Source organism: Sedimenticola sp. (assembly GCF_050289425.1).
In the GTDB taxonomy this organism is placed as follows: Bacteria; Pseudomonadota; Gammaproteobacteria; order Chromatiales; family Chromatiaceae; genus Sedimenticola.
In genome coordinates, this window is record NZ_JBNKFS010000009.1 from 104751 (window position 1) to 127910 (window position 23160).

The 23160-nt window shown below is 53.9% G+C and carries 22 protein-coding genes; 12 read left to right on the forward strand and 10 right to left on the reverse strand.

What is annotated here, in order from left to right:
• Positions 1 to 78 precede the first annotated feature (78 nt).
• From ACQY5R_RS08320 to hybE, 3 genes are read left to right on the forward strand one after another with little or no spacing between them, the layout of a single operon-like run.
• The gene (locus tag ACQY5R_RS08320) at positions 79 to 594 is read left to right on the forward strand and encodes a HyaD/HybD family hydrogenase maturation endopeptidase (protein WP_428606876.1); all 516 of its coding nucleotides are present in this window, start codon (positions 79 to 81) and stop codon (positions 592 to 594) included.
• Positions 595 to 632: 38 nt separating this feature from the next.
• Entirely contained in the window at positions 633 to 941 is a 309-nt protein-coding gene (locus ACQY5R_RS08325) for a HypC/HybG/HupF family hydrogenase formation chaperone (RefSeq protein ID WP_428606879.1), read from the forward strand.
• Between the two features lie 7 nt (positions 942 to 948).
• Positions 949 to 1485 (forward strand): [NiFe]-hydrogenase assembly chaperone HybE, encoded by a 537-nt coding sequence (gene hybE, locus ACQY5R_RS08330; RefSeq protein WP_428606881.1) that lies wholly within the window; start codon positions 949 to 951, stop codon positions 1483 to 1485.
• Positions 1486 to 1616: 131 nt separating this feature from the next.
• Here the strand turns inward: hybE and ACQY5R_RS08335 are convergent, their stop codons facing one another.
• The 3 genes from ACQY5R_RS08335 to ACQY5R_RS08345 form a co-directional block, all read right to left on the reverse strand.
• Entirely contained in the window at positions 1617 to 2759 is a 1143-nt protein-coding gene (locus ACQY5R_RS08335) for an FAD-dependent oxidoreductase (RefSeq protein ID WP_428606883.1), read from the reverse strand.
• Between the two features lie 131 nt (positions 2760 to 2890).
• Entirely contained in the window at positions 2891 to 3055 is a 165-nt protein-coding gene (locus ACQY5R_RS08340) for a rubredoxin (RefSeq protein ID WP_428606885.1), read from the reverse strand.
• A gap of 49 nt (positions 3056 to 3104) precedes the next feature.
• Positions 3105 to 3581: a rubrerythrin family protein gene (locus tag ACQY5R_RS08345; RefSeq protein ID WP_428606887.1), complete on the reverse strand. Its 477-nt coding sequence runs from the start codon at positions 3579 to 3581 to the stop codon at positions 3105 to 3107.
• Positions 3582 to 3681: 100 nt separating this feature from the next.
• Here ACQY5R_RS08345 and ACQY5R_RS08350 point away from each other — a divergent pair, with 100 nt between their 5' ends.
• From ACQY5R_RS08350 to boxB, 3 genes are all read left to right on the forward strand, one after another.
• The gene (locus ACQY5R_RS08350) at positions 3682 to 4602 is read left to right on the forward strand and encodes a hydrogen peroxide-inducible genes activator (RefSeq protein WP_428606889.1); all 921 of its coding nucleotides are present in this window, start codon (positions 3682 to 3684) and stop codon (positions 4600 to 4602) included.
• A gap of 353 nt (positions 4603 to 4955) precedes the next feature.
• Positions 4956 to 6605, forward strand: a complete 1650-nt coding sequence (boxC, locus tag ACQY5R_RS08355) for a 2,3-epoxybenzoyl-CoA dihydrolase (RefSeq protein ID WP_428606891.1) — start codon at positions 4956 to 4958, stop codon at positions 6603 to 6605.
• 4 nt (positions 6606 to 6609) lie between these two features.
• Positions 6610 to 8076: a benzoyl-CoA 2,3-epoxidase subunit BoxB gene (gene boxB / locus ACQY5R_RS08360; protein WP_428606893.1), complete on the forward strand. Its 1467-nt coding sequence runs from the start codon at positions 6610 to 6612 to the stop codon at positions 8074 to 8076.
• A gap of 243 nt (positions 8077 to 8319) precedes the next feature.
• Here the strand turns inward: boxB and ACQY5R_RS08365 are convergent, their stop codons facing one another.
• The 3 genes from ACQY5R_RS08365 to ACQY5R_RS08375 form a co-directional block, all read right to left on the reverse strand.
• Positions 8320 to 9342, reverse strand: coding sequence for a thioredoxin family protein (locus tag ACQY5R_RS08365; RefSeq protein WP_428606896.1), 1023 nt, complete (start codon positions 9340 to 9342; stop codon positions 8320 to 8322).
• A 167-nt stretch (positions 9343 to 9509) separates the two neighbouring features.
• Positions 9510 to 11219 (reverse strand): protein kinase domain-containing protein, encoded by a 1710-nt coding sequence (locus ACQY5R_RS08370; protein ID WP_428606899.1) that lies wholly within the window; start codon positions 11217 to 11219, stop codon positions 9510 to 9512.
• Positions 11220 to 11293: 74 nt separating this feature from the next.
• Positions 11294 to 12760: a NarK family nitrate/nitrite MFS transporter gene (locus ACQY5R_RS08375; protein ID WP_428606901.1), complete on the reverse strand. Its 1467-nt coding sequence runs from the start codon at positions 12758 to 12760 to the stop codon at positions 11294 to 11296.
• 376 nt (positions 12761 to 13136) lie between these two features.
• Between ACQY5R_RS08375 and nirB the strand changes: the two genes are divergently transcribed.
• The gene (nirB, locus tag ACQY5R_RS08380) at positions 13137 to 15575 is read left to right on the forward strand and encodes a nitrite reductase large subunit NirB (protein ID WP_428606904.1); all 2439 of its coding nucleotides are present in this window, start codon (positions 13137 to 13139) and stop codon (positions 15573 to 15575) included.
• Position 15576: 1 nt separating this feature from the next.
• The gene (nirD, locus tag ACQY5R_RS08385; protein ID WP_428606906.1) at positions 15577 to 15900 is read left to right on the forward strand and encodes a nitrite reductase small subunit NirD; all 324 of its coding nucleotides are present in this window, start codon (positions 15577 to 15579) and stop codon (positions 15898 to 15900) included.
• Between the two features lie 159 nt (positions 15901 to 16059).
• Here the strand turns inward: nirD and ACQY5R_RS08390 are convergent, their stop codons facing one another.
• On the reverse strand, positions 16060 to 16482 hold the full coding sequence (locus ACQY5R_RS08390) for a hypothetical protein (protein WP_428606909.1): 423 nt from the start codon (positions 16480 to 16482) through the stop codon (positions 16060 to 16062).
• 577 nt (positions 16483 to 17059) lie between these two features.
• On the opposite strand from ACQY5R_RS08390, the gene ACQY5R_RS08395 reads away from it, so the two are divergent.
• Together ACQY5R_RS08395 and ACQY5R_RS08400 are read left to right on the forward strand one after the other, a co-directional pair.
• Positions 17060 to 17443: a hypothetical protein gene (locus ACQY5R_RS08395; protein WP_428606912.1), complete on the forward strand. Its 384-nt coding sequence runs from the start codon at positions 17060 to 17062 to the stop codon at positions 17441 to 17443.
• A 504-nt stretch (positions 17444 to 17947) separates the two neighbouring features.
• Positions 17948 to 18910 carry a DUF1566 domain-containing protein gene (locus ACQY5R_RS08400; RefSeq protein WP_428606914.1) on the forward strand — a complete coding sequence of 321 codons (963 nt, stop codon included), beginning with the start codon at positions 17948 to 17950 and terminating at the stop codon, positions 18908 to 18910.
• Between the two features lie 254 nt (positions 18911 to 19164).
• On the opposite strand, the gene ACQY5R_RS08405 is transcribed toward ACQY5R_RS08400, so the two are convergent.
• Together ACQY5R_RS08405 and ACQY5R_RS08410 are read right to left on the reverse strand one after the other, a co-directional pair.
• Positions 19165 to 19962: a DUF2182 domain-containing protein gene (locus ACQY5R_RS08405; RefSeq protein WP_428606917.1), complete on the reverse strand. Its 798-nt coding sequence runs from the start codon at positions 19960 to 19962 to the stop codon at positions 19165 to 19167.
• Between the two features lie 26 nt (positions 19963 to 19988).
• Positions 19989 to 20603 (reverse strand): DUF1326 domain-containing protein, encoded by a 615-nt coding sequence (locus ACQY5R_RS08410; protein ID WP_428606919.1) that lies wholly within the window; start codon positions 20601 to 20603, stop codon positions 19989 to 19991.
• A 402-nt stretch (positions 20604 to 21005) separates the two neighbouring features.
• On the opposite strand from ACQY5R_RS08410, the gene ACQY5R_RS08415 reads away from it, so the two are divergent.
• Positions 21006 to 21599, forward strand: coding sequence for a hypothetical protein (locus ACQY5R_RS08415; protein ID WP_428606922.1), 594 nt, complete (start codon positions 21006 to 21008; stop codon positions 21597 to 21599).
• Between the two features lie 19 nt (positions 21600 to 21618).
• Here ACQY5R_RS08415 and ACQY5R_RS08420 read toward each other — a convergent pair whose 3' ends face one another.
• Positions 21619 to 21861, reverse strand: coding sequence for a hypothetical protein (locus ACQY5R_RS08420; protein ID WP_428606924.1), 243 nt, complete (start codon positions 21859 to 21861; stop codon positions 21619 to 21621).
• A 605-nt stretch (positions 21862 to 22466) separates the two neighbouring features.
• On the opposite strand from ACQY5R_RS08420, the gene msrA reads away from it, so the two are divergent.
• Positions 22467 to 23057, forward strand: coding sequence for a peptide-methionine (S)-S-oxide reductase MsrA (gene msrA / locus ACQY5R_RS08425; RefSeq protein ID WP_428606927.1), 591 nt, complete (start codon positions 22467 to 22469; stop codon positions 23055 to 23057).
• The last annotated feature ends 103 nt before the right edge of the window (positions 23058 to 23160 follow it).

Here is a 23160-nt window from a genome sequence, read left to right on the forward strand (position 1 = left end):
GTTTGTTTCCGGGGCGTGGTGGACCAAAATAGTTTGGTCAGAAAGGTCTTTCTGGCTGCTGATTGAGGTAAAGGCAATATGAGCGTGGTGGTGATCGGACTGGGAAATGTGCTGTTATCCGACGAAGGGTTAGGCGTGCGTGCCATCGAACTGTTGGAACAGCGTTATATCTTGCCGGATTCGGTCGAAGTCATTGATGGCGGCACTTCCGCCATGGATCTGCTCAATCCGCTCAGCAACCATGAACAGGTGATCATTGCCGACTCCGTCAAGACCGGCGCACCGCCCTGTACCCTGGTGCGTCTGGCGGATGAAGCGGTACCCAAGTTTTTCCAGACCAAGATTTCACCCCACCAGATCGGCCTGTCCGACCTGTTGGCACTGTTGACGGTGCAAGGGCAGGCGCCGGAAAAGATCACTATTATCGGTATGGTCCCGGCTTCCCTGCAGACCCGCATCGGTCTGACCGAAGGGGTCGATGCGAAAATGGATGAGATGGTGGAGATGCTGGCAGATGAATTGCGATCCCTTGGCATCGTGGTCAAACCCAGGCAGGATGGAGCCCGGGGCTTCTGGGCGGAAGCGGGTCATTAAGAGCCATAAAGATCCATTTAGATAAGGTCAGGTAAAACATGTGTATCGGAATTCCCATGCAGGTGATTGAACAGCGCGATCTGATGGCCCTGTGCCGCGGACGCGGACGTGAAGAGATGGTGAACACAATGCTGATCGGTCCGCAGGAGCCCGGTACATGGATACTCAATTTTATCGGTTCCGCCCGCGAAGTGCTGACCGAGGCGGAAGCGAAACAGACCAATGATGCGCTGGATGCGCTGGAACAGATTATGAACAGCGAAGGTGAAGTGGATGTGGATACCTACTTCGCCGATCTGACCGATCCCAACCGTAAACCCGGCAGTTTTCCCAACGATCAGAGTTGATGCACCCATGAACCGTCCCGCCTTTTTTTCCGCCAGCCCGGCGGCCGAGATCACCCATTCCTTCCGTCAGATCGAGCAGGACGCAATGCATGGCTTGCCGGTCTGTAATGACCAGTTGACGACGGAGGTGGTAGGTCTGCGCCGTTTTGAACAGCACTGGGTTGGGGCGTTGATTACTCCCTGGACCCTGCAGTTGATCCTGTTGCCGGCTACTACCGAAGCAGAGTGCCTGCGGGACGGTGATTACCGCACGCTGGAGTTCCCCCAGGGGCCCGTGGTGTTTATGGCCTCGGATAATTCCCATCTCGGTGTCTACATGGCTTGTTCGCTGATGTCCCCGCTGCATGATTTCCCGTCCCAGGGCGCGATCAGGCAAACGGCACAAGAGGTGATGGAGCTGCTCTTCCAGCCGCCGGCCGAGAAGCCACAGAGTGAACCGGTAAAGGTGGCCATGCCGGGGCGTCTGGATATTGAGCGCGAGGCCAAGCCGGTCGATCAAACCGCTGGCAGCCGGCGTGATTTCCTGCGTGGGCGGATGAAGTAACGCCGAACGAGGCTATCTCTTTGCTGCCCTCCCGGTGCAGGTGCCAATCCAGTATTGTAGGGTGGGTTGGCGGTGTATCGGTGCGCCGTTTTCTCAATCCATCCAACGAAACAATATTTCCGCAGCTCAACTCACGCCAGCACCGGTGGCACCTGCTTGCTCCACTGGCTCTTCTCCTCGACATAACTGCCGGTGAGCGTAAAACCCAACAGTTCGCCTTGTGGTGACCGGAACAGGGCCCGCACACCCGTGTCACACTGTTCGATCTCCCAATCGCCTTCGGCTCCTTTCGCAGGAGGCGATATCACGATCGGGTGGATCGGTGTCTTGATGCTGACCGGCATCGCCGGGTAGGTAAGATTTGTGTCGGTACCGGTCAGCGTCTTGGCCAATGCCCGGGCGGCATTCATCAGCGGCATCACGAAGGGCAGGTTCAGCCCCGCTACCTCCACGCAATCCCCCAGGGCATAGATACCCGGTACACTGGTTTGCAGTAGCCGGTCGGTAACGATGCCGCGGTTGGTCTCCAGCCCGATGGACTGGGCCAGGGTCAGGTTGGGCTTCAGGCCGATGGCCGACAACATGACATCGGTTTCTACGGTTGTGCCGTCGCTCAGCGTGAGTCGATAGCTGCCATCGTTATGGCTGATCTGCTTCGCCACCTTGCCCAGATGCCAACGCACACCCGCTTCAGCCAGGGCTTTTTGTAGAGCGCGTCCGGCCGCTTCCGGCAGCAGGGTGCTGATGGGGTAGGGATCGGGCCCGATTACCTCGACATCGCGGCCGGATACCAACAGATCGTTGGCAAACTCGCAGCCGATCAAACCGGGGCCGATAATGGCGATCTGTTTGGCTTGCTCGATCTTTTGCCGAAACTGGGTGTACTCTTCGAGATTGTTTACCGACATAAGCTCATCGGCGGCATCGCCCTGGAAAGGGAGCCGGATGGGACGGGCGCCGGTCGCCAATACCAGTTTGTCAAACGGGATGGAGTCCTGGTCGGTGATCACTTGCCCGGTAGCCGTATCGATGGCTTGCACCCGGGTGTGGGTGTGAATTTCGGCATTCAGCCTTTCCGCCATGGTGGCGGCATCGGCAGAGATAATCTGTTGCGGCTGTTTACCCTGGATCAGTGCGTTGGAGAGCGCCGGTTTCGGGTAGGCGTTGCCGCCATCTGCCGTGATCAACACCAGGGATACTTCGGAGTCGGCCTTGCGGATTTCCCGTGCCAGGTTATAGCCGGCCATGCCGGTGCCGATGATTACGATAGACATACACTTCACCTTTTATCTACAACGTGGCTGTCCGTCATATCGGCAGCCTTTTTTATGTACGGTATGGGTTCGGTAACCGGATCACCGGCCGCCGCGCCACCGTCCCCGGTGGCACGGTTTCCAGCTGTTTATCAGATTTCGACCATCTCGAAGTCATCTTTGGAAGAGCCGCAGTCCGGACACTCCCAATCGTCCGGGATATCTTCCCATTTGGTCCCCGCCGGGATGCCTTCTTCGGGCAGCCCTTTGGCTTCGTCATAGATAAAGTCACAAACTACGCATTGGTACTTTTTCATGCCTTATTCCTTCTCTCATAAATTTATCGGTTAGCGTAAATCGTCTTGTTCAGCTGCTGACTTTGTTGAGGGCATCACGGTAGTGATTGGCGTGCCGCTCCTCAATCTTCGCCAGCGCGTTAAAACGTTTGGCCGCGGTCTCCAGCAGTTTGGAGAAACGTTCGGCGTGTTCGGCCGATTCGGCGATTTGCTCATCCATCTCCTGCACGGCCTGGTAATTCTTCTCTTCCAGTGCCGTGTGACGGAAAGCCGGGTACATTTCGGTATATTCGTATGTTTCGCCTTCAATCGCCAGTTCCAGCATTTTCTCTACGGTTAAGGTCGCCTTCGGATAGAGCAGGTCCAGATGGCCAAAGGCGTGGGCGGTCTCCTGCTCAGCGGTCTTTTCAAATACCGCTGCCACATCGTCCGCTCCCAACTCGCGACAGATGCGGGCGAAATAGAGATACTTGCGATTGGCCATCGATTCGCCCGCAAAGGCAGCTTCAAGGTTATTGACTGTCTGTGAAACGTCTTGCTCGGTCATGATCTTCTCCAGTGGTTTGATTCGATGGATGTAGGTTACGGAATGGTGTAAATTCGGTCCAATTGAATTAAAAGTTAAATTTAATAGGAAAAAACGATTTATGAATCTGCCGACATTGAGACAGTTGCACTACCTGGTGACCGTGGTGGAGTTGTGCCATTTCGGGCAGGCGGCGGAACGCTGCTTCGTCACCCAGTCGACCCTCAGTACCGCCATCCAGGAGTTGGAGGCGTTGTTGGGTGTGCAACTGCTGGAGCGCACCAAGCGCAAGGTGATCCCGACCAAGCTGGGGATGGAGCTGGCGGACAAGGCGCGGGAGATTATCAGTATGACCGAGTCCCTGGTGCTGGATGCCCAGGTTGACCGCCAACCGCTGAGCGGTGAATTGCGTCTGGGAGTGATCCCCACCATCAGCCCTTTCCTACTGCCCAAGGTGTTGTCGGGTGTGCGCCACGCCTATCCGGAATTGCAGTTGTTTCTTTTGGAGGATCAGACACAGAATCTATTGGAGAGGTTGGCGGCAGGAGAACTGGATTGTGCGATTCTCGCCTTGCCGTTCGACTTGGGCGGACTGGAATATCAAGTGTTTTGGCAGGAAGATTTCCTGGTGGCCTTTCCGGCGGACCATCCCCTGAGCCAAGGCGGTCCCATCGCTTCCCAAAAATTGCCGAGCAGTGAACTGTTGTTACTGGAAAAGGGGCATTGCTTGCGCGACCACGCACTGGCGGTATGCCACATGAAGGCGGTGGCAAAGCGGGCGTCGTTCCAAGGCACCAGTCTCTACACCCTAGTGCAGATGGTGGCCGGTGGACAGGGCATCACCTTTTTACCGGAGATGGCGGTAGATGAGGATTTTCTCGCACAAAACGCGATAGCCGTCCGCCCGCTGGTGGAGAAAGGGCCGCATCGTGAACTCTGTCTGGTGTGGCGTACCTCCTACCACCGTAAAGCCGATTTGGCACTGCTTGCTGACTCTATGCATGGGCTGTTGGCGGCCTGCTATCCGCAAAAAGTAGCGTGAGACCTAGGGCTGGTTTCATGTCTACCTTATATCCAGAGACTCGGCGATAAGGGCACCCACAGGGGGTTGCCCCTTGTGTCTGTTATAACCACCGCCCGTCCCGGTAGGGGTAGGCCCCCGTGTCTACCCGATTCCTGAACCCCACTAAGATTATAGATAGGGCCAAGCGATAGCCCGAAGAGCGGGTGTATCTAGCTGTTTGGCAATGAATTCGGTATCTGAAATGAATTTAAGTCATACAAAATGAAATATAATTCATAAATAAAAACGTGACAAATGTCATTTAATGCCATATCCTTACCCAAATAGTAGGAAATATAGTGCTTATTCATGATCACAGTACGGGGGTATTAATGATCAGTTTTCAGACCAATCCTGCGGCATACCAGCATTGGCAGCTGGCTTTCGACGGGCCGGTCGCCCACCTCAAGATGAATGTCAAAGAGGATGGCGGTTTGGTACCGGGCTATGAGCTGAAGCTCAACTCCTATGATCTGGGTGTGGATATCGAACTGTATGACGCCGTTCAGCGTCTGCGCTTTGAGCATCCGGAGGTTAAGAGTGTGATTCTGGAATCGGCCAAGGAGCGGGTATTTTGCGCCGGTGCCAATATCCGCATGCTCGGCAGCTCGACCCACGTGCACAAGGTGAATTTCTGTAAGTTCACCAACGAAACCCGCAACAGCATCGAAGATGCCAGCGAATTCTCCGGTCAGCGCTATCTCTGTGCGATTACCGGCACGGCGGCCGGCGGCGGTTACGAGCTGGCGCTGGCGGCTGACCACATCATGCTGATTGATGACGGCAATGCTTCCGTCTCCCTTCCCGAAGTGCCACTGCTGGCGGTATTGCCGGGTACCGGCGGTCTGACCCGGCTGGTGGACAAGCGCAAGATGCGACGTGACCTGGCCGATGTCTTTTGCTCCATTGAAGAGGGGGTGAAAGGACAGCGGGCGGTTGACTGGCGCCTGGTGGATGAAGTGGTGGTCTCCTCAAAATTCCAAGAGGCAGTGGATAACCGTGCGCAGCAGATGGCGGAAAGCTCCGATCGGCCCGCTGATGAATCGGGTATCGAACTCAAGCCGTTGCAGATCGGCGGTGATGAATCCCACCTGCACTATAACCACCTGGATCTCTCGGTGGACCGGCAGTCTCGCGTGGCCACTCTGACACTGAAGGGTACCGATCAAGCCGTGCCGGCTGATCTGGCTGCAGCAAAGCAGGAAGGCTGCGACTTCTGGCCGCTGGCTCTGGTCCGGGAGCTGGATAACGCCCTGTTGCACCTGCGCACCAATGAGCCGGAAACCGGCACCCTCATCTTCAAGACCCAGGGCGATGCCGAGCAGGTGACCGCTTATGAGCGCTTTCTGCTGCAACATCAGGATGACTGGTTTATCCGCGAAGTGCTGCTCTATCTCAAGCGCACTCTGAAACGGATCGATTACACCTCTCGCAGTACCTTTGCCTTTATTGAGCCGGGTAGCTGTTTCAGCGGTTTCCTGGCGGAGATCCTGTTCGCTGTGGATCGCAGCTACATGTTGGAGGGGCAGTTCCCGGGCGATGAGCGTCCGGCCCCGGAGATCCGTATCTCTGAGTTGAACTTTGGCCGCTTGCTGATGGGTAACGGCTTGACCCGGTTGGAGACCCGTTTCCTGGGTGAACCCGCCAGTCTGGAGCGGGCCCAATCGCTGCTTGGCGAGTCGCTGGCGGCGGCGGCGGCGGCCGAAGCCGGCCTGGTGACCTTCGCCCTGGACGATATCGACTGGGAAGACGATATCCGCTTCCTGTTGGAAGAGCGGGCCAGCTATTCGCCGGATGCCTTAACCGGTATGGAGGCCAATCTGCGCTTTGCCGGACCGGAGAGCATGGAAACCAAGATTTTTGGTCGCCTGAGCGCTTGGCAGAACTGGATATTCCAACGCCCCAACGCCGTTGGGGAGCACGGCGCGTTGAAGTGCTTCGGCACGGGCGAACGTCCACACTATGATCAGAAAAGGGTGTAACACAATGAGTGAACAGACCGTAGAAATGAGCCCCACCATCGAAGTCAACTATGCCGACAAGATTCCCAACAATGTGAATCTGTCCGAAGACCGTCGACTGCAGCGCGCGATGGAGAAATGGCAACCGGAGTTTATCGACTGGTGGAAGAGCATGGGGCCGGATGGCTTCCAGGAGGCGGAAGTCTATCTGCGCACCGCTGTCGGTGCCGATCCCAAGGGTTGGGCGGTATTCGACTATGTAAAGATGCCGGAGTACCGCTGGGGCATCCTGTTGGCTTCCAAAGAGGAGGGACGCACCATCCCCTTCGGCAAACACAAAGGTGAGCCGGCTTGGCAAGAGGTGCCGGGTGAGTACCGCTCCATGCTGAAGCGACTGATTGTGATCCAGGGTGACACCGAGCCGGCCTCGGTGGAGCAGCAACGTTACCTGGGCAAGACCTGTCCCTCACTCTATGACTTGCGCAACCTGTTCCAGGTCAACGTAGAAGAGGGTCGTCACCTCTGGGCCATGGCTTACCTGTTGCAAAAATACTTTGGCAAGGATGGCCGCGAAGAGGCCGAAGCACTGCTTGATCGCCGCTCCGGCGATGAAGACAAGCCGCGTATCCTCGGTGCTTTCAACGAAAAGACCCCTGACTGGCTGTCATTCTTCATGTTTACGTTCTTCACCGACCGGGACGGCAAGATGCAACTGGAGTCCCTGGCCCAGTCCGGCTTCGATCCGCTGGCCCGCACCTGCCGCTTCATGCTGACTGAAGAGGCGCATCACATGTTTGTCGGCGAATCGGGCGTGGCCCGGACCATCCGGCGCACACTGGAAAAGATGCAGGAAGCCGGCATCAGCGATCCCAACGAGGTGGAAGCGGTGCGTGCCCTCGGGGTCGTGGATCTGCCGACCCTGCAGCGCAAGGTCAATTTCCACTTTTCGGTGACGCTGGATCTGTTTGGCGCCGAAGTCTCCACCAATGCGGCCAACGCCTTTAACGCCGGTATCAAGGGGCGCTACCGCGAAGACAAGTTGGAGGACGATCACCAGTTACTGGATGCCACTTACCCGGTGTTGCGTCATGTGGATGGCGAACTGAAAGTGGTAGAAGAGCCGGCGCTGAACGCGATCAATGCGCGTTTGCTGGACGACTACATTGCCGATGCCACCGCCGGCGTGAAACGCTGGAACAAGCTGTTTGAGAATAGCGGCGTGGACTTCGAGATCGCCCCTCCGCACAAGGCGTTCCATCGGCGGGTCGGCGAGTTCTGCGACGTGCACGTGGACCCGCAAGGCAATCTGCTAAGCGCCGAAGCGTGGCAGGCCAAACGCGATGAGTGGCTGCCGACCCAGGCGGATGAGGATTATCTGCTGAGCCTGATGAAACCGGTGACCGAGAAAGGCAAGTATGCCGACTGGATTGCACCGCCGAAACAGGGCATCGACAAGAAACCGGGTGACTTTGAATATGTCGCGCTGAACTAACCGAATGACAACTCCCCAGTTGGGCAGCCCGAGGGCTGCCCTTTTTTTGGCCAAGGACGGCCTTATGCCGTGAAGGCCAGGGATGGCCGGGAGCAGAACGGAAGCGGCTTTGCCCGGGATGGGCGGGCAACCACGGGGGGGCTACAGACCGAGGTCCGATAAACGGGAAGGTGTTGCGTCCGCCCGTCGTTGTAGGGGCAGGCCCCTGTGCCGGCCCTTGTCTCTGTCCTTCCCGGATGCCGGCTATTTCGATAAATCGATATTGCGCCCGCTTTTCAGGATCTCTGCGGTGCGCACGTTGAGGTATTGATAAAAACTATTCGGGTACTGCACATAATGCCGCTCTCCGACATAACGCAACACTTCCTGGAAGTGATAGGTAAACAGCAGGCCGTCAATGCGGCTGATCTCCTTGCCTTGGTCGAACAGCACAATGCCGGGCCGATAGGTGAGACCCAGCTGTTCGGCAAACGCCTTGGGTGTGGTTTTGTTGCCGGCCGGGTCGATGATCGGATCGTTGCTATTGGCATCCAATCGCACCACCGTGAAGTTCTCCAGGATCTTCAGGGTTTCCGGGTTTTTCAGGTGACCGTCATGCAAGTCGTCACAGGCATCGCAACTGCTGTCTTCAAACAGGACCGCCAGGGGTTGGCCGGCGACAGACTGCAGATCGCTGATCGCCTTAAACATCGGTTGTTCGCGGAATCGATAGACCGGCGTGGTTTGCTGCTGCTCGATAAATCGGCTTAGGCTGGTTTTCAGGTACGCCTTCTGCTGAACATAGTCGAGCGCATGCTTGAAGGCGGGAACCGAACGGTAGCCGTTGAGCCGGAGGACGGTTTTGTTCTCCTTATTGAGAAACAGAATGGTCGGGGTGTATCGCACTTTCAATATTCTGGTCAGCTCCTTTTCGCTGACGCTGGTCTGGGTATCGAAGGCCACTTCCCGGTCCCCTTTGATGTTGATTGAGATGACATCAAAGTTTTTCCGGATGAAGGGGGTGTAGGGGGCGTGGGCGAAATTTTCATCGGCCATCTTGGCGCAGTACGGGCAATCGTTCAGGTGCATGAACAGGATGACATGCTTGCCCGATTCGGCCGCTTCCTGGGCGTCGCTGGCAATGTCGAGAAAGCTCTCCTTGAACCAGTCCGGATGGATCGTCGGTACGCCGCCGGTGAGTTTGCCCGGCTGGGTGGTGGCGACACTCTGCAGGCTGAACAGGGTACAGCAGACAAGTCCGATGACGCCGACTAAACGGTTGAACATAGTTATCCTCCACGGGGTCCATCTGGCCGCTATCCGGCTCTAATATTGCGATACTATTCAGTGAGTTGCCGTCCATCTTGCCGGATGGCGCTTGTCAGGCCGTTTTGGAATAACCACTGAAAATCTATCTTGTGTGCGGTCATTATTAGCCAGGGCGTGGGGCTTGTCTATCTCCCGGCAAACAGGAATATCAATGTGGCGAGGTTGGCAATCAGCAACAGCCCGGCCAGTATCTTCCAGAACATGGATGGGTGTCTCTCCAATAGCGGCTTGGGTCGATCGTCGACCAACTGCTGGTTCGGCCGCGTCATATCCTGGAGGAATTCGGAGAGCGCTTCATAACGCTTTTCCGGCAGCGGATGGGTGGCCTTTTTCAATGCGCCGTCGATCCAGGCGGGGATAGCGGGATTGTATTCCCGGGCAGAGTGGTAGCGCAGTTTGTGTGCCGGCAGCGGTTTTTCATGGTCGCCATAGGGGAGCGCGCCGGTCAGCATCTCGTAGGCGATCACTCCGAGAGAAAAAATATCGGAACGTTGCGTGCCCGGGCTGCCATCCAGGTATTCTGGGGCCGAATAGTTGATGGTCCCCAGGGGGGTGGCCGGACTGTCTTGGCGCAGTTCCTGTACCCCGGCGATACGTGTTGAACCGAAGTCGATGATCTTCAGGACGCCATTTTTATTAATCAGGATATTGTCCGGCTTCAGATCCTGGTGGACCATCTCCATGCGGTGGAAGGCGCGCAAGCCACTGATGATCTGGGTCAGATAGTCTCGCATCTGTTCGATATTCATCTGGCCCAAGTCATCTATGCGCTGGCGCAGGGTCTGTCCATCCAAATATTCGGTAACGTGGTAGAGAAAACGCCGCCGTGCCGGTTTGTAGACGCGCAATACGTGTGGGTTGTTGATGCGGCGGCCGATCCACTCTTCATTCAAGAAACTGTTGAGAAATTCCGCATCGTCGTTGAAGTTGGCCGACGGGGTCTTGAGCGCCACCTGTTCTTCGGTTTCACTGTTGATGGCGAGGTACACTTCACTACGTTTGCTGGCGTGGATTTCGCGCACAATCTCATAACCGTCGATGTTCATGCCGGGCAACAGGTTGGGTGGGAACGGCAGCTCCGCCACCCGCTGATAGATATCGTCAATCTGCTCGTCGGGGAGCGAGATCACCCGCAGCAGTTGGCAGGTGACGTTGTCGTTACTGCCCTGTTCCAGCGCGGTCTGGGTAATGGCCCGGGCGGCCTGCGGCAGGTTGCCCTGATGGGTTTTGATCAGCCGCTGTAACTCGCGGTCGGTAAGGAAATCATGCACCCCGTCGGTGGAGAAGATCAGCAAGTCACCCGGATTCAGCGCAATGGAGCGGTAGTCGATCTCCAGGTGGCTGTCTATGCCCATGGCACGGGAGAGTAGATCCTGCTCCTTGGAGACCCAGACCCGGTGATCCTTGGTCAGCTGTTCCAGTCGCTGTTCGCGGTAGAGATAGATGCGACTGTCACCCACATGGAACAGATGGGCCGTGGTGGATTTGATCACCGCCACGCTTAATGTGGTGACCATCCCCTTGGGGGAGTCGTAGCGGCTCTGTCCCTGGCCGCACAGCCAAGTGTTCAGTGCGCTGAGAATCTTGCTGGCGGATGTCTTGACGCTCCAGGACTCGGGCGTACTGAAGTAGTCGTTTAGAAAACCGGTGACACAAATCTGGCTGGCTTCATGACCGCCCTCACTGCTGCTCATGCCGTCGGCGATCACGGCCGCCACACCTTTGCTCAGCAGCAGGTCATCCGGTGGTATCCGGGCATCTGCCGCGTCGGCATTTTGCTGTTTGGCACCCGTTTCGGTACAGCAGGCGTAATCAATTTCCAGGGTGTTCTTCATCGCTATTCTGCATACGCCAAAGGTTGGTGCCGATACGCCCCGACCTTATCCGTGTCGGAGCGTATCGGGGGCGATCAACTGACGTCGATCATCTGCACGGTGCCGTCCGGCAACACTTCAGCGGTCTGACCTTCCGGTTCATCCAGAAACTGTACGGCGGCCAGTGTGACAATGGCCGCACCGGCGATCACCAGGAAAAACAGCTGCGGCGTGACGAAGGAGAAGACCGTCAGAAACAGCACGGCTCCTACATTACCATAAGCGCCCGCCATACCGGCTACCTGACCGGTCATGCGCCGTTTAACCAGCGGTACGATGGCAAATACCGCCCCTTCACCGGCTTGAACGAAGAATGAACAAGCCATGGTAGCCACTACCGCCAGGGCGATCGGCCACTCAGAAGTGATGCTGCTCAATATAAAGTAGCCGACTGCCAGGCCGCCGATCAGAATGGTCAAAGATTTCTTGCGACCGAATTTGTCGCTGAACAGACCCCCGGTGGGGCGGGCCAACAGGTTCATGAAAGCGTAACCCGAAGCCAATAAGCCCGCCTGCACCAGCGAGAGATCAAAGGTATCTTTAAAGAACAGTGGCAGCATGGAGACCACAGCCAACTCGGATCCAAAGGTGACCAGGTAAGCGACGTCGAGAATGGCAACCTGTTTGAATTTGTAGCGGTGGAGTTCCGGTACGGGCTGAACGAAGATGTGGCCGTTAATGCGCCAGACCTGCAGGGTCTGATACCCGTAGAGCAGAATCAGGCTGACGTAGATACTGTAGGTGACGGCCTCGTTCAGCAAGCCGAGATTAGATGGGCCGAGTTTCCATGCCAGGATTGCCAGCGCGGCATACATGGGGATATTCATAAACAGGTAGAAATAGAAGTCTCCCTTGCTGGTGACCTCCATTGCGCCGGTCTTTTTCGGCTTGAAATAGGTCGATCCCTTGGGAGTGTTGCGCGCCAATTTATAGTAGATGAGGGAGTAGGCCAGCGTGATAGCACCCGTGGAGGCGATGGCATAGCGCCAGCCCTCATTACCGCCATACAGTAGGGCAATGGTAGGCAGGGCGAGGGCGGCTGCGGCGGAGCCGAAGTTGCCCCAACCGCCATAGATACCTTCAGCCAGACCGACCTGACGGGCCGGGAACCATTCGCCGATCATGCGGATACCGATTACAAAACCGGCACCGACAAACCCGAGCAGGAAACGGCTGATGGCCAGTGCCTCAAAGGAGTCGGCCATGGCAAAGGCGAAACAGATAAAGCTGGAGATGAACAGCAAGGTGGAGTAGACGATCCGCGGTCCCAGCTTATCCACCAGCATACCTATAATAATGCGTGCCGGGATGGTTAGTGCGACGTTCAGGATCAACAGCGCCTTCACCTCCTGCGCACTCAGTCCCAGGGTCTGCTGAATCGACGCCAACAATGGGGCATGGTTAAACCAGACCATAAAGGAGAGGAAAAAAGCGAACCAGGTGATATGTAGCGTTCGTATCTTTCCGCTAAAGGAGAAGAGGTTTAATTTGCTTTCTGACATGGACGTGCTCCAGAGATTGACAACGTTTGCCTGTCTATAGCATTGCCTGTGCCAATTTTGTAACCATATGAAAAATAACATTAAAAACTCATTTTTTTGAGATGGGTCAACGATTTGCGCACTCTCCGGGTGCAAGCAAAAGGAATGTCGCCCGATTTCGGGTCAGTTTCGGCAAACGATTTTTCGCATGCCATATTTCAGTGCGTTTAGTCGCCTTCCGGCACCAGATTGATTCATTTTTTATCTACCTGAAACTGCCGCATCAGCGCGAAACCCCCGTTATTTACGGCTCAAGTGAAAGTTGGCATAGCGGTTGCAAATGAGGGTCATATGTATTTGGGAGTTTTGATCGACCCGATGTGTTGAGAGGCAAAACATGAAAGAACGATTGGTATTAATAGGTAACGGCATGGCCGGCGTGCGTACGCTGGAAGAGTTGCTCAAGCTGGAGCCGAACAAGTATGAGATTACGGTTTTCGGTTCCGAACCACACCCGAACTACAATCGTATCCTCCTCTCCCCGGTGCTGGCGGGAGAAAAGAAGTTTGACGATATCGTTCTGAACAAGCGTGAGTGGTATGAGCAGAACAATATTACTCTGCACAGCGGGTCGCCGGTGGTTGAAATCAACCGGGTGAAACGCAAAGTGGTCGCGGCCAACGGAGTGGAAGCGGAGTATGACCGGTTGCTGCTGGCCACCGGTTCGTCGCCTTTTATTATCCCCGTACCCGGTGCCGACCTGGAAGGTGTGATCAGCTTCCGTGATATCCACGACGTCGAGCAGATGTTGGCGGCATCGAAACAGTATAAACACGCCGTGGTCATCGGCGGCGGTCTGTTGGGTCTGGAAGCGGCCAACGGTTTGATTAAGCAGGGCATGGAGGTCTCGGTCGTTCATCTCATGGACACCCTGATGGAGCGTCAGTTGGATGAGGCGGCGGGTGCCATGCTTAAGCGTTCCTTGGAAGAGAACGGCATGCACTTTTTGATGGGTGCGCAGACTGAAGCGATCCTGGGCGAGGAACGGGTTACTGGCGTACGGTTCAAGGATGGCTCAGAGGTCAAGGCCGACTTGGTGGTGATGGCGGTGGGCATTCGTCCCAACATTGAACTGGCCAAACAAGCCGGTCTCCATTGCGAGAGGGGCGTGGTGGTCAACGACACCATGCAGACCTACGATCCACGTGTCTATGCCCTGGGCGAATGTGTGCAGCACCGTGACACCTGCTACGGTCTGGTAGCGCCGCTGTTTGAACAGGCCAAAGTGTGTGCCAATCACCTGGCCGAGCTGGGTTACGGTCGCTACGAGGGTTCGGTCACCTCCACCAAACTCAAGGTGACCGGCATCGATCTGTTCTCGGCCGGTGATTTCCACGGCGACGAGAAAACAGAAGAGATCGTGTTTCAGGATCAGGCCGGCGGCACCTATAAAAAACTGGTGATCAAGGATAACCGTATCAGTGGCGCCGTGCTCTACGGCAACACCGTGGATGGCGCCTGGTACTTCCAGTTGATGCGCGAAGGTACCGATATCTCCGATATGCGCGAGAGCCTGCTGTTCGGTGAAGCGGCGCATCTGGGTAGCTCGGGACACGGTGGCCAGTCCAAGGCCTCGGCCATGGGCGACGAGGCCCAGGTGTGTGACTGTAACGGCGTCTGCAAGGGCGACATCGTCAAGGCGATCACCAGCGAAGGTTTGTTCACAGTGGATGAGGTGAAGGCGCATACCAAGGCGGGCGCCTCCTGTGGCTCCTGTGTCGGTCTGGTGGAGCAGATCCTGGCCAATACTTTGGGTGGCGACTATTCGGCACCGGAAGCCAAACCGATCTGTGCCTGTACTGATTTCACCCACGACCAGGTGCGTTCCACCATCCGCGAATATGAGTTGACCGACAAGCAGGCGGTTTTCGACAAGATGGATTGGCGTACTCCGGACGGTTGCCACGTCTGCCGCCCCGCCATCAACTATTACCTGATCTCGGCCTGGCCGGGCAAGGCGAAGGATGATGCCCAGTCGCGCTTCGTCAACGAGCGGGTTCACGGCAACATCCAGAAGGACGGTACCTTCTCGGTAATTCCGCGCATCCTGGGTGGCAAGACAACACCTGATGAATTGCGCGCCATCGCCGATGCGGCGGATAAATTCAACGTCGGTGAAGTCAACCTGACCGGCGGCCAGCGTATCAACATGCTGGGCGTAAAGAAGGAGGACCTGCCGGCGATGTGGGCGTTCCTTACCGAACGTGGTCTGGTCTCCGGTCACGCCTACGGCAAGGCGCTGCGTACGGTGAAGACCTGCGTCGGTTCCACCTGGTGCCGCTTCGGTACCCAGGACTCCACCGGGCTCGGCATCAAGCTGGAAGAGATGACCTGGGCCTCCTGGATGCCACACAAATTCAAGATGGCCGTCTCCGGTTGTCCGCGTAACTGCGCCGAAGCTACCATCAAGGATTTTGGCGTGGTCTGTGTCGATTCCGGTTACGAGTTGCATGTCGGCGGCAACGGCGGTGTTAAGGTGCGCGCCACGGATGTTCTCTGTCGTGTCACCACCGAGGAAGAGGTGATGGAGCACTGTGCCGCATTCATCCAGCTCTATCGGGAAGAGGCACGCTATCTGGAGCGCACCGCGCCCTGGATCGAGCGGGTCGGCCTCTCCGAAATCAAAAAGCGTATTGTTGAAGACGTACCTGGTAGAAAGGCTCTGTATGAACGCTTCCTAGAATCACAGGAAGTGGCCCAGCACGATCCCTGGACCGCGCGTGCCAACGGCGCCGAGGCCCATGAGTTCACCCCGATAAAACAGATAGGAGAGTGACATGTCCGCAGTAATGAGTGAAAAGTGGGTGGAGATCGGAACTCTGGACGAGATACCTAGACTCGGCTCACGCGTAGTCCGTACCGCTACGGATGAGATCGCCATATTCCGTGCGGCGGATGACAGTGTGTTTGCTCTCTCCAATCGCTGTCCGCACAAACAAGGTCCCCTCTCAGAGGGTATCCTGCACGGTCACCGGGTGACTTGCCCGTTGCACAACTGGGTGATCGAACTGGAAAACGGCGAGGCGGTTGCCCCCGACGTGGGCTGTGCCAGAAGTTACCCGGTGCGGATGGAGGGGGAGATGATCCTACTAGCGATATGATGCCGTGGAGGATTGCCTTGTCTCACTAACTGTAATAAGAATAGAACACGCTTGAAAAAAGACCTGTCAAACTTGACAGGTCTTTGGTTATACCGGCCTCGATAAAAAGGCCGGCGTCGTGACAACTAATTCAGACAGTATCATCTACCTGACCCGCAGTTAAACCTTGGAGTCATCACTTGACACGTCAGATGAGCCGCCGGAGCTGTCGTCTATAGAATCGCCACTGTGCGAATCGCTGCCACTGTGCGAATCGTTGCCACTGTCCGAATCGTTGCCACTGTCCGAATCGTTGCCACTGTCCGAATCGTTGCCACTGTCCGAATCGCCGCCACTATCACTACCACCGCCATCGCCGCCGCCATCACCGCCTCCGTCACCACCCCCGCCATCGCCGCCACCACCATCACCACCTCCGTCACCACCACCATCACCGTCTGCATGGGCCTCACTGACGATTAAGAAACTCGGGGCAGCAAAAGCGGCCAGAGGGACAAGGCCAAAGAGTTTGAGTGCAGAGCGTCGACACAGATCGACAGACTCTTCATCTTGGTCAAGCGGTAACAATGCGTTTTTTTTCATTGCGATTACCTTCTTGTGAAGTTTGCCTCAAAGATTGTATTCAATCGTCGCGCTCAACGAGTAAATAGCGTTGTGGTGCCGATTCAATTCAATAGGACTCATTCTAAGTAAAAAAGTGCGGCCTTCACTGTGACCTAGCCAACGCTTTTGCCGTCATAAAGGGATGAGTGTCATATTTGTTTTGCTCGGTTGAAAGGGATGGTTGTCATCTGTTTGTAACAATACGAACGAAAGAACAGAGAACAAAAGAATGCAGAACGAGTAAGCAGAAACAGAACGAGGACACCCAACATCCAGTTGCCCAAGAAACAGAACGAGGACACCCAACATCCAGTTGCCCAACATCCAGTTGCTATTCCGCATGCTCCTCACTTGTTGATGTGAAATTAGTTCACTCGTCACCTATTGTTTGATAATCTTCCAAAAATGTAAGGGATATCTGCTTGGCGGGATGCGAAAATTACTCCAAATCAGTATTCCGACGGATCAACTACGACAGAGCAGGAAGGTCAATGCCCGGCACGGATAAGTCGAGTTTTACAAATAATGCGCGAGCAACATTAATATCAATAATCATATGGAACCAATAACTTTATTCATCGGCAAGATCTCTGCAATCTATTGGCTGGTTTATGGACTCGGATTTCTTATTTCACGAGAATTTTACGCAAATCAATTAATGAACTCGAGTAAGAGTGATTCTTTGGCTGTCACTTTACAAGGAGCGATTCATTTGTATATTGGAGCTGCAATTCTAACGAATCATCTTCTTTGGGATAACCTTTTAGCAATACTGGTTACTCTATTAGGTTTTATGTACCTTGCTAAAGGTATAGCAATTATTGTGTTTCCAGGCGCAACACTTAAATCAGGTAAGCCTACGGTTAAAACGTTACGCCTTTCAGGAATTGGCTTTATTCTTCTAGGATTAGTTCTGGGGTATTTGAGTTTTTTTGCATAGTTGGATTAGAGGAACAAGGACATCCATTATTCATTCAATTGTTTGTAATATCCCGGATAGGTAATCAACGTCGGTACACAGATAGTGCCCATTATGATGATCTTGATGCTATCACGCTCTTGAACCTGGAAGGTGATCTCCACGAACAAGACCATAATTATCAAATATACTTGATTTCCCCTCAATGGAAGCAGGTATAAAAGATTGGAATCTTATAGGTATGGATCATCACAAGTTAGTAGAAGAACCTTTATCCAGCTATTAGCTTAAATGACAGAGGCAAGAACAAGGATATCCAACACTTGGAAAGGTCAGAATGTTGTACCGATTCACGCCGGTTCGTCACGTACTTGAAAAGGGGTGACATGAAAGGTGGTGGGAGAATGATGGGTGTCCTCAAATTCCGTTTTCAGTAATCATTCGTTAGATCATTAAATGATTCTATCCAAAAAACAGATCGACGAAGTAAAGATAGTTTATTAATCAATAATTAGAGGTTATGTAATGCGTATTTTGGGGATCTTGTTTTTGTCTGTTATTGCTTTGGTACTTAGTGGTTGTGCCAGTATTACTTCTTCTGAAATGCAGTCGATTGCTGTATCTAGCAAAGAAACTACGGGTGAGCAAATAACGGCGGCAAAATGTTCGATTATTAATGATAAAGGAAAATGGGATATAGAGACGCCAACAGTGGTTTCAGTGCATAAGTCATCACAGGATTTATTGATTGATTGCGAGAAGGAAGGTTTAAAAAATGGATTTGTCAGAGCTGTATCAAGTGCATCAGCTGGTATGTATGGAAATATTATATTTGGCGGTGTTATTGGGGCTGTTATCGATCACTCCAAGGGTAGCGGGTATGAGTACCCGGCCAATATATCTGTCATTATGGGTTCGCAAAAAGTGGTCTATGTAACCGATCAGCAAATTATTCAACCAGTTGTTGCTAAAAAGAAGCTATTAAGCTCTGATGTTAATTCCAACGACAATACCATGGTACAACAACCCGGTATAAAAGCCGCATCGGGGGGCACGTGTGCAAGGTGTTTAGGGGAACAGTCATGCCCATTTATTGATAACGGCGATGGTACAGTAAAAGATAGAAGAAATAATCGCATATGGATGAGGTGTAGTTATGGACAACAGTGGGATGGTGAAACTTGCATAGGTGATCCAAAGGAAATCACGGTTTGGCAGGCAGAAAGTATTGGTAAAAAGCTATATGTCGGTAATGGTATGGGGTGGCGTATCCCCTATAAATCAGAGATGAATAACTTAATCTTAAATGCTTGTGTGCCTACGATTAATGCAGATGTTTTTCCTAATACGCCAACTGGCGAGTTTGCTACATTTGATGCTACTCAATCTAATTGGCATGCACGCTATTTTAATATGAAAGACGGTAATAGCTACAATGCGTCTCATTATGGACATGTAAAGTCATACATTAGATTTGTGCGTAATTAGCGGATTAAAGGAACAAGGACATCCATTATTCATTCAATTGTTTGTAATATCCCGGATAGGTAATCAGCGTCAGTACACAGATAGTGCCTATTATGATGATCTTGATGCTATCACGCTCTTGAACCTGGAAGGTGATCTCCACGAACAAGACCATAATTATCAAATATACTTGATTTCCCCTCAATGGAAGCAGGTATAAAAGATTAGAATCTTGTTGGCCTTGACCATCACAAGAAAGTAGATGAACTATTGGTTTAGATGGCAGTAACGAGCATGCCCGAGCCGATTAGCAGCAGTCCGATTCCGGCGACATTGCCGATCAGATGTCCTGATGGCAGTAACTTTTCAGCCAGCACGAAGCCGGCGATTAGGGCTACCCAGAGCAGGTTCATCACGCCGGCCACGAACAGCAGCAGCATCAGCACCCAGCAGCAACCCACACAATATAGGCCGTGTTCCATGCCCATGCAGAAGGCGCCCAGGGCTCCCGGGCGCCAGTGCATGAGAAAGAAATTGAGCGGGCTTTGGCATTTCTTGAGGCAAGCCTTTTTAAGTGGCAGCCACTGGTAGAGGCCGGCGATAAGGAGCAGTGTGGCGCTGAGCCAGGTGCTTGATGAACTCAGCAGCGGGCTCAGCATGCGTTGGCTCTCGAATGTCGCTTGTAACAGTGTGGCGGACAGGCTAAACAGTGTCCAGACTGTCAGGTATCCGGAACTGAACAACCCGGTGGCGGGCAGGAGGGAGACGGTTTGGCGGTTATTCGCCAAGCGACCGTAGAGCAAGATTGCCGGTGCTGCGCTGGGTAGCATCATGCCGACCATCATTACCGCCCACATCAGGAAGGTCAGTAGCAGTGACTCCAGTTGCCAGGGGGCGGAAGGTAGGGTGTCAGCCATGGTACGGTTTGCCATGTTGTCATGTGCTGACATCATTTCCATTTTCCCTGCGTCGATCCATAAATAGAGCCACGCCAGCAGGGCCAGCGTAAACAGGCTGACAAGAATGGTCCACCGATCACGCCGGGCGATGGCGATATGGCCCTGACTGGACATGCCGTAACGCTTGGTCCGTGCTGGAATCAGGCAGCCCAGGAGAAGGGCGCGAAATGGCCGTTGCGCAGTCCGCTGCTGTCCTCCCAGTTAATACCGAAGGCGTGGAAGCGGCTGTGGGTGGCTTTGGCCAGGGCGATTCTGGACGAGACGGGATGGGCCACATTATCCAGGTACAGGGTATCGCCCTCTTTGACCGCGCTGGGTATGCCGCTGAGGGCTTGGTCGATCAGCTCACCTGCAGTGACATGACGATCCATCCCATCCATCTCAAAGCGTATGGGGCGTTTCTCAATACCGGCAATTTCACTGACCAGCGGTACCAGGGCGGCCATGGGCCCCCCAGCTTCGCCCGAGGCAATTCCGGTAATAGCATCGCACTGGGCCTGATCGGCCTTCTCGTCGATGATGAGACCTATCTTGATGTTGCCTTCAATCATCGGGCCCGGGGATTGGAGTAGGACGATAAACGCCAGGCCGTCCAATGTTACGCCCTCCTTCTGTCCCTGGTCGATCTGCATGGCGATGGCTGCCTTGCAATTTCCTTCGGTGGGTGCCGACGTCAAATTACTCCCGATGCAGGGACAAATGAAATTGCAGTTGCAGGTTTCCATGTATTGCCCTTTGATCTGCCAGTTAGCCATGTTTGCCTCCCTCTTAACTCTTTGTTGATTTCATTTAGAGGGCGCAGTCGGTCGGTACTCGACTTCTGCCGCTTCCCTGGCGTTTACTGGATTTCCACTTGGCCGGCTGTCGCCTTTGATCCGCTGCCGAGGCAACGGTGAAAATGAGTATAGTCCTCGGCTGGCTCTATGGCGGCGCAGTAAACCATTTGCTATTTGTGGTTTATGGCGATTTAAATGTGGTGAGCACGGCTGTTCCATCAACACCCTTCCCGTTAGGCGGTAGCTACATGGTTGAAGCCAACGGGCCACCTCGGGAACCTGTTGCCTACTTAAATGTAGTAGGTATTTCAGTGGGAAGGTGTCCGTTTACCCAGAACAGATCTATTATTCAGTCATGTAATAAAGCGTGAGGGGATGAGCATGCATAAGTTGGCGGTGAATCACGGCGGTGACTGGCCGGCATTTGTTCAGTGGACCAGTGGTTGGATGGTGCGGTTAAAAAGTAATCCACTCCCCTATCTCGCCGCCTATGGTGTGGCGGCTGTTATGTTACTGGTGGGAATCGGTTGGCTCACAGCGGAGAAAACCGGAACGCAGCCCTATCTGCATGTATTGGGTGGCGGATTTATATTCAATTATCGTGTCAGCGATATCTTCTACGGCGTGGCCGTGGTGCCTGTCCATTCGGTTGAAGTGGGCGATGTCGTCGAAGCCAGGTTTGAAGACCCTGCCGGTGGCCCCGATATTCCGGTGCGCAAACAGTTTGGCTTGACGCATGAGCCGATTCAGTTGCGAACACCTCCTTTGCAGGGTGTGATTGCCGGCCGTCCTTATCGGGTGGAATTGCGTGTGCTTTCCAGGGTGGATGAGCGTGTCATGTGGTCTTCAGTTTTGCACTACCGGTCCAATATCGACGGTAAGCTGATCAGCCCTGTACCACCTGTGTTGGGACCGGGCTATCATCGCAATCCAGCCTATCCCGATAAGCCACTATCTACCTCGCCGCATGAATGACGTGACACGGCGTCGACGGCTATGACTTGATCCACTCGCATTTGGGGTCGATCCAGCGTTCATGCACCACCGCTTCGATATCTTTGAGTAGCATCAAGGCTTGTGGAAATTGGTGCAGTGTTCTGACCGGTACGGTAACACCGGTTCCCTGGTGCGACATGATCATATAGGGTGTACCGGGTTTACCGTACTGTGTACAGTCAATAGAGACAAATGAGAGGGGTGGCGTGGTCAGTGTTGCCAGCAGTAGTAGTGTTTTCATGACTGCCTCTTTAGCCGATCGGGAACAGTCTTGTCTCCTTCACGGTCACGGTTATCAACGTTAGCCGCGCCGCCCCGGATAGGACGGTGGCTAGGTTAACTCCCCAGCAATCTCCACAGCAGCTTCTGCTGTACTTTTTGTCTGCACCGAATTTGTTTGCATTGCGTACAAAACCATCGGTCACTGCAGATTGTCAACTCCTCCGCGGGCTAATTGCTTCGCCCCCGTCAGTCTGTTGTTGTAAGTGACCGATCAAGTTGTCCGGGGCGATCCCGTGTATGAGTCGCTCGCAATTTCGGTGCTTGTCTATAAAGATAGTTTAAAAACACGGCTTCGGCGAACCGGTGTGGAGCCGTACCAGCGGTCATTCCGCCATACGCCGCGCTACAATCCTAGTTTGGGTGACGCAAAATAGGGGAACTACCCGGCTATTTATAACAAAATGATAACGTCTGAAGTATTTTGATTGCCAGCCGGGTCATTAAGGGAGAGAGTTAATGGGCTGTCGTGCCAAGTGTTTCCGCTATCTTGAACAAAGATCTTTGGATAGGGGATTTATCGCACCCAGGCTACGGGCTTACCGTTAAATTAGAGGGAGAAATATTGTGAAACAGAAGTGGACAGTCTTTCTATTGAGCAGTCTGTTGTGTGGCTCATCAACGGTTCTTGCCGATAAGGCTATATTGGCCGGTGGGTGTTTCTGGTGTATGGAATCCGATTTTGAAAAGCTGGGCGGCGTCACGGATGTTGTCTCCGGCTTTACCGGCGGCACCTTGAATAACCCTACCTATAACGGGGACCACACCGGTCACTACGAATCAGTGGAAATCACCTATGACCCGAACAAGGTGAGCTATAAAGAGCTGCTGGATTATTATTGGGTGAACATCGATCCATTCGACGATCGCGGCCAATTTTGCGACAAAGGGCATAGTTATTTGAGTGCGATTTTTGTGGCGAATGATAATGAGCGGAAGATAGCCGAAGAGTCTAAACGAGAAGTGGAAGCGCAATTTCCTGATCAAAAGGTTGTAACGCCGATCTTGGCGGCCACAACGTTTTACCCCATTAAAGGCAACGAAAGTTACCACCAGGATTACTACAAGAATAATCCGGTTCGCTATAAGTTTTACCGCTGGAACTGCGGGCGGGATCAGCGTCTGAAACAGATATGGGGAGAGAAGGCGACACATTGAGCGAACGGGAGTGAGCGAGCCGATACCTGAGTATGATCGACACTCTGCTCAGCTGTTCGCTTTTTCTACTGAGTCGAGCGTGTTAATAAAGCGGTGCCGGAAT

What these genes read in the sequence shown, in the direction of transcription:
- ACQY5R_RS08340 (WP_428606885.1), bottom strand. Translation starts at nt 3,055, where the DNA reads ATGAAAAAGTACCAATGCGTAGTTTGTGACTTTATCTATGACGAAGCC.
- ACQY5R_RS08335 (WP_428606883.1), bottom strand. Translation starts at nt 2,759, where the DNA reads ATGTCTATCGTAATCATCGGCACCGGCATGGCCGGCTATAACCTGGCA.
- ACQY5R_RS08325 (WP_428606879.1), top strand. Translation starts at nt 633, where the DNA reads ATGTGTATCGGAATTCCCATGCAGGTGATTGAACAGCGCGATCTGATG.
- nirD (WP_428606906.1), top strand. Translation starts at nt 15,577, where the DNA reads ATGTCCGCAGTAATGAGTGAAAAGTGGGTGGAGATCGGAACTCTGGAC.
- ACQY5R_RS08390 (WP_428606909.1), bottom strand. Translation starts at nt 16,482, where the DNA reads ATGAAAAAAAACGCATTGTTACCGCTTGACCAAGATGAAGAGTCTGTC.
- ACQY5R_RS08420 (WP_428606924.1), bottom strand. Translation starts at nt 21,861, where the DNA reads ATGAAAACACTACTACTGCTGGCAACACTGACCACGCCACCCCTCTCA.
- ACQY5R_RS08350 (WP_428606889.1), top strand. Translation starts at nt 3,682, where the DNA reads ATGAATCTGCCGACATTGAGACAGTTGCACTACCTGGTGACCGTGGTG.
- nirB (WP_428606904.1), top strand. Translation starts at nt 13,137, where the DNA reads ATGAAAGAACGATTGGTATTAATAGGTAACGGCATGGCCGGCGTGCGT.
- ACQY5R_RS08370 (WP_428606899.1), bottom strand. Translation starts at nt 11,219, where the DNA reads ATGAAGAACACCCTGGAAATTGATTACGCCTGCTGTACCGAAACGGGT.
- hybE (WP_428606881.1), top strand. Translation starts at nt 949, where the DNA reads ATGAACCGTCCCGCCTTTTTTTCCGCCAGCCCGGCGGCCGAGATCACC.
- ACQY5R_RS08415 (WP_428606922.1), top strand. Translation starts at nt 21,006, where the DNA reads ATGCATAAGTTGGCGGTGAATCACGGCGGTGACTGGCCGGCATTTGTT.
- ACQY5R_RS08400 (WP_428606914.1), top strand. Translation starts at nt 17,948, where the DNA reads ATGCGTATTTTGGGGATCTTGTTTTTGTCTGTTATTGCTTTGGTACTT.
- ACQY5R_RS08320 (WP_428606876.1), top strand. Translation starts at nt 79, where the DNA reads ATGAGCGTGGTGGTGATCGGACTGGGAAATGTGCTGTTATCCGACGAA.
- ACQY5R_RS08345 (WP_428606887.1), bottom strand. Translation starts at nt 3,581, where the DNA reads ATGACCGAGCAAGACGTTTCACAGACAGTCAATAACCTTGAAGCTGCC.
- ACQY5R_RS08410 (WP_428606919.1), bottom strand. Translation starts at nt 20,603, where the DNA reads ATGGCTAACTGGCAGATCAAAGGGCAATACATGGAAACCTGCAACTGC.
- boxB (WP_428606893.1), top strand. Translation starts at nt 6,610, where the DNA reads ATGAGTGAACAGACCGTAGAAATGAGCCCCACCATCGAAGTCAACTAT.
- boxC (WP_428606891.1), top strand. Translation starts at nt 4,956, where the DNA reads ATGATCAGTTTTCAGACCAATCCTGCGGCATACCAGCATTGGCAGCTG.
- ACQY5R_RS08405 (WP_428606917.1), bottom strand. Translation starts at nt 19,962, where the DNA reads ATGTCCAGTCAGGGCCATATCGCCATCGCCCGGCGTGATCGGTGGACC.
- ACQY5R_RS08395 (WP_428606912.1), top strand. Translation starts at nt 17,060, where the DNA reads ATGGAACCAATAACTTTATTCATCGGCAAGATCTCTGCAATCTATTGG.
- ACQY5R_RS08375 (WP_428606901.1), bottom strand. Translation starts at nt 12,760, where the DNA reads ATGTCAGAAAGCAAATTAAACCTCTTCTCCTTTAGCGGAAAGATACGA.
- ACQY5R_RS08365 (WP_428606896.1), bottom strand. Translation starts at nt 9,342, where the DNA reads ATGTTCAACCGTTTAGTCGGCGTCATCGGACTTGTCTGCTGTACCCTG.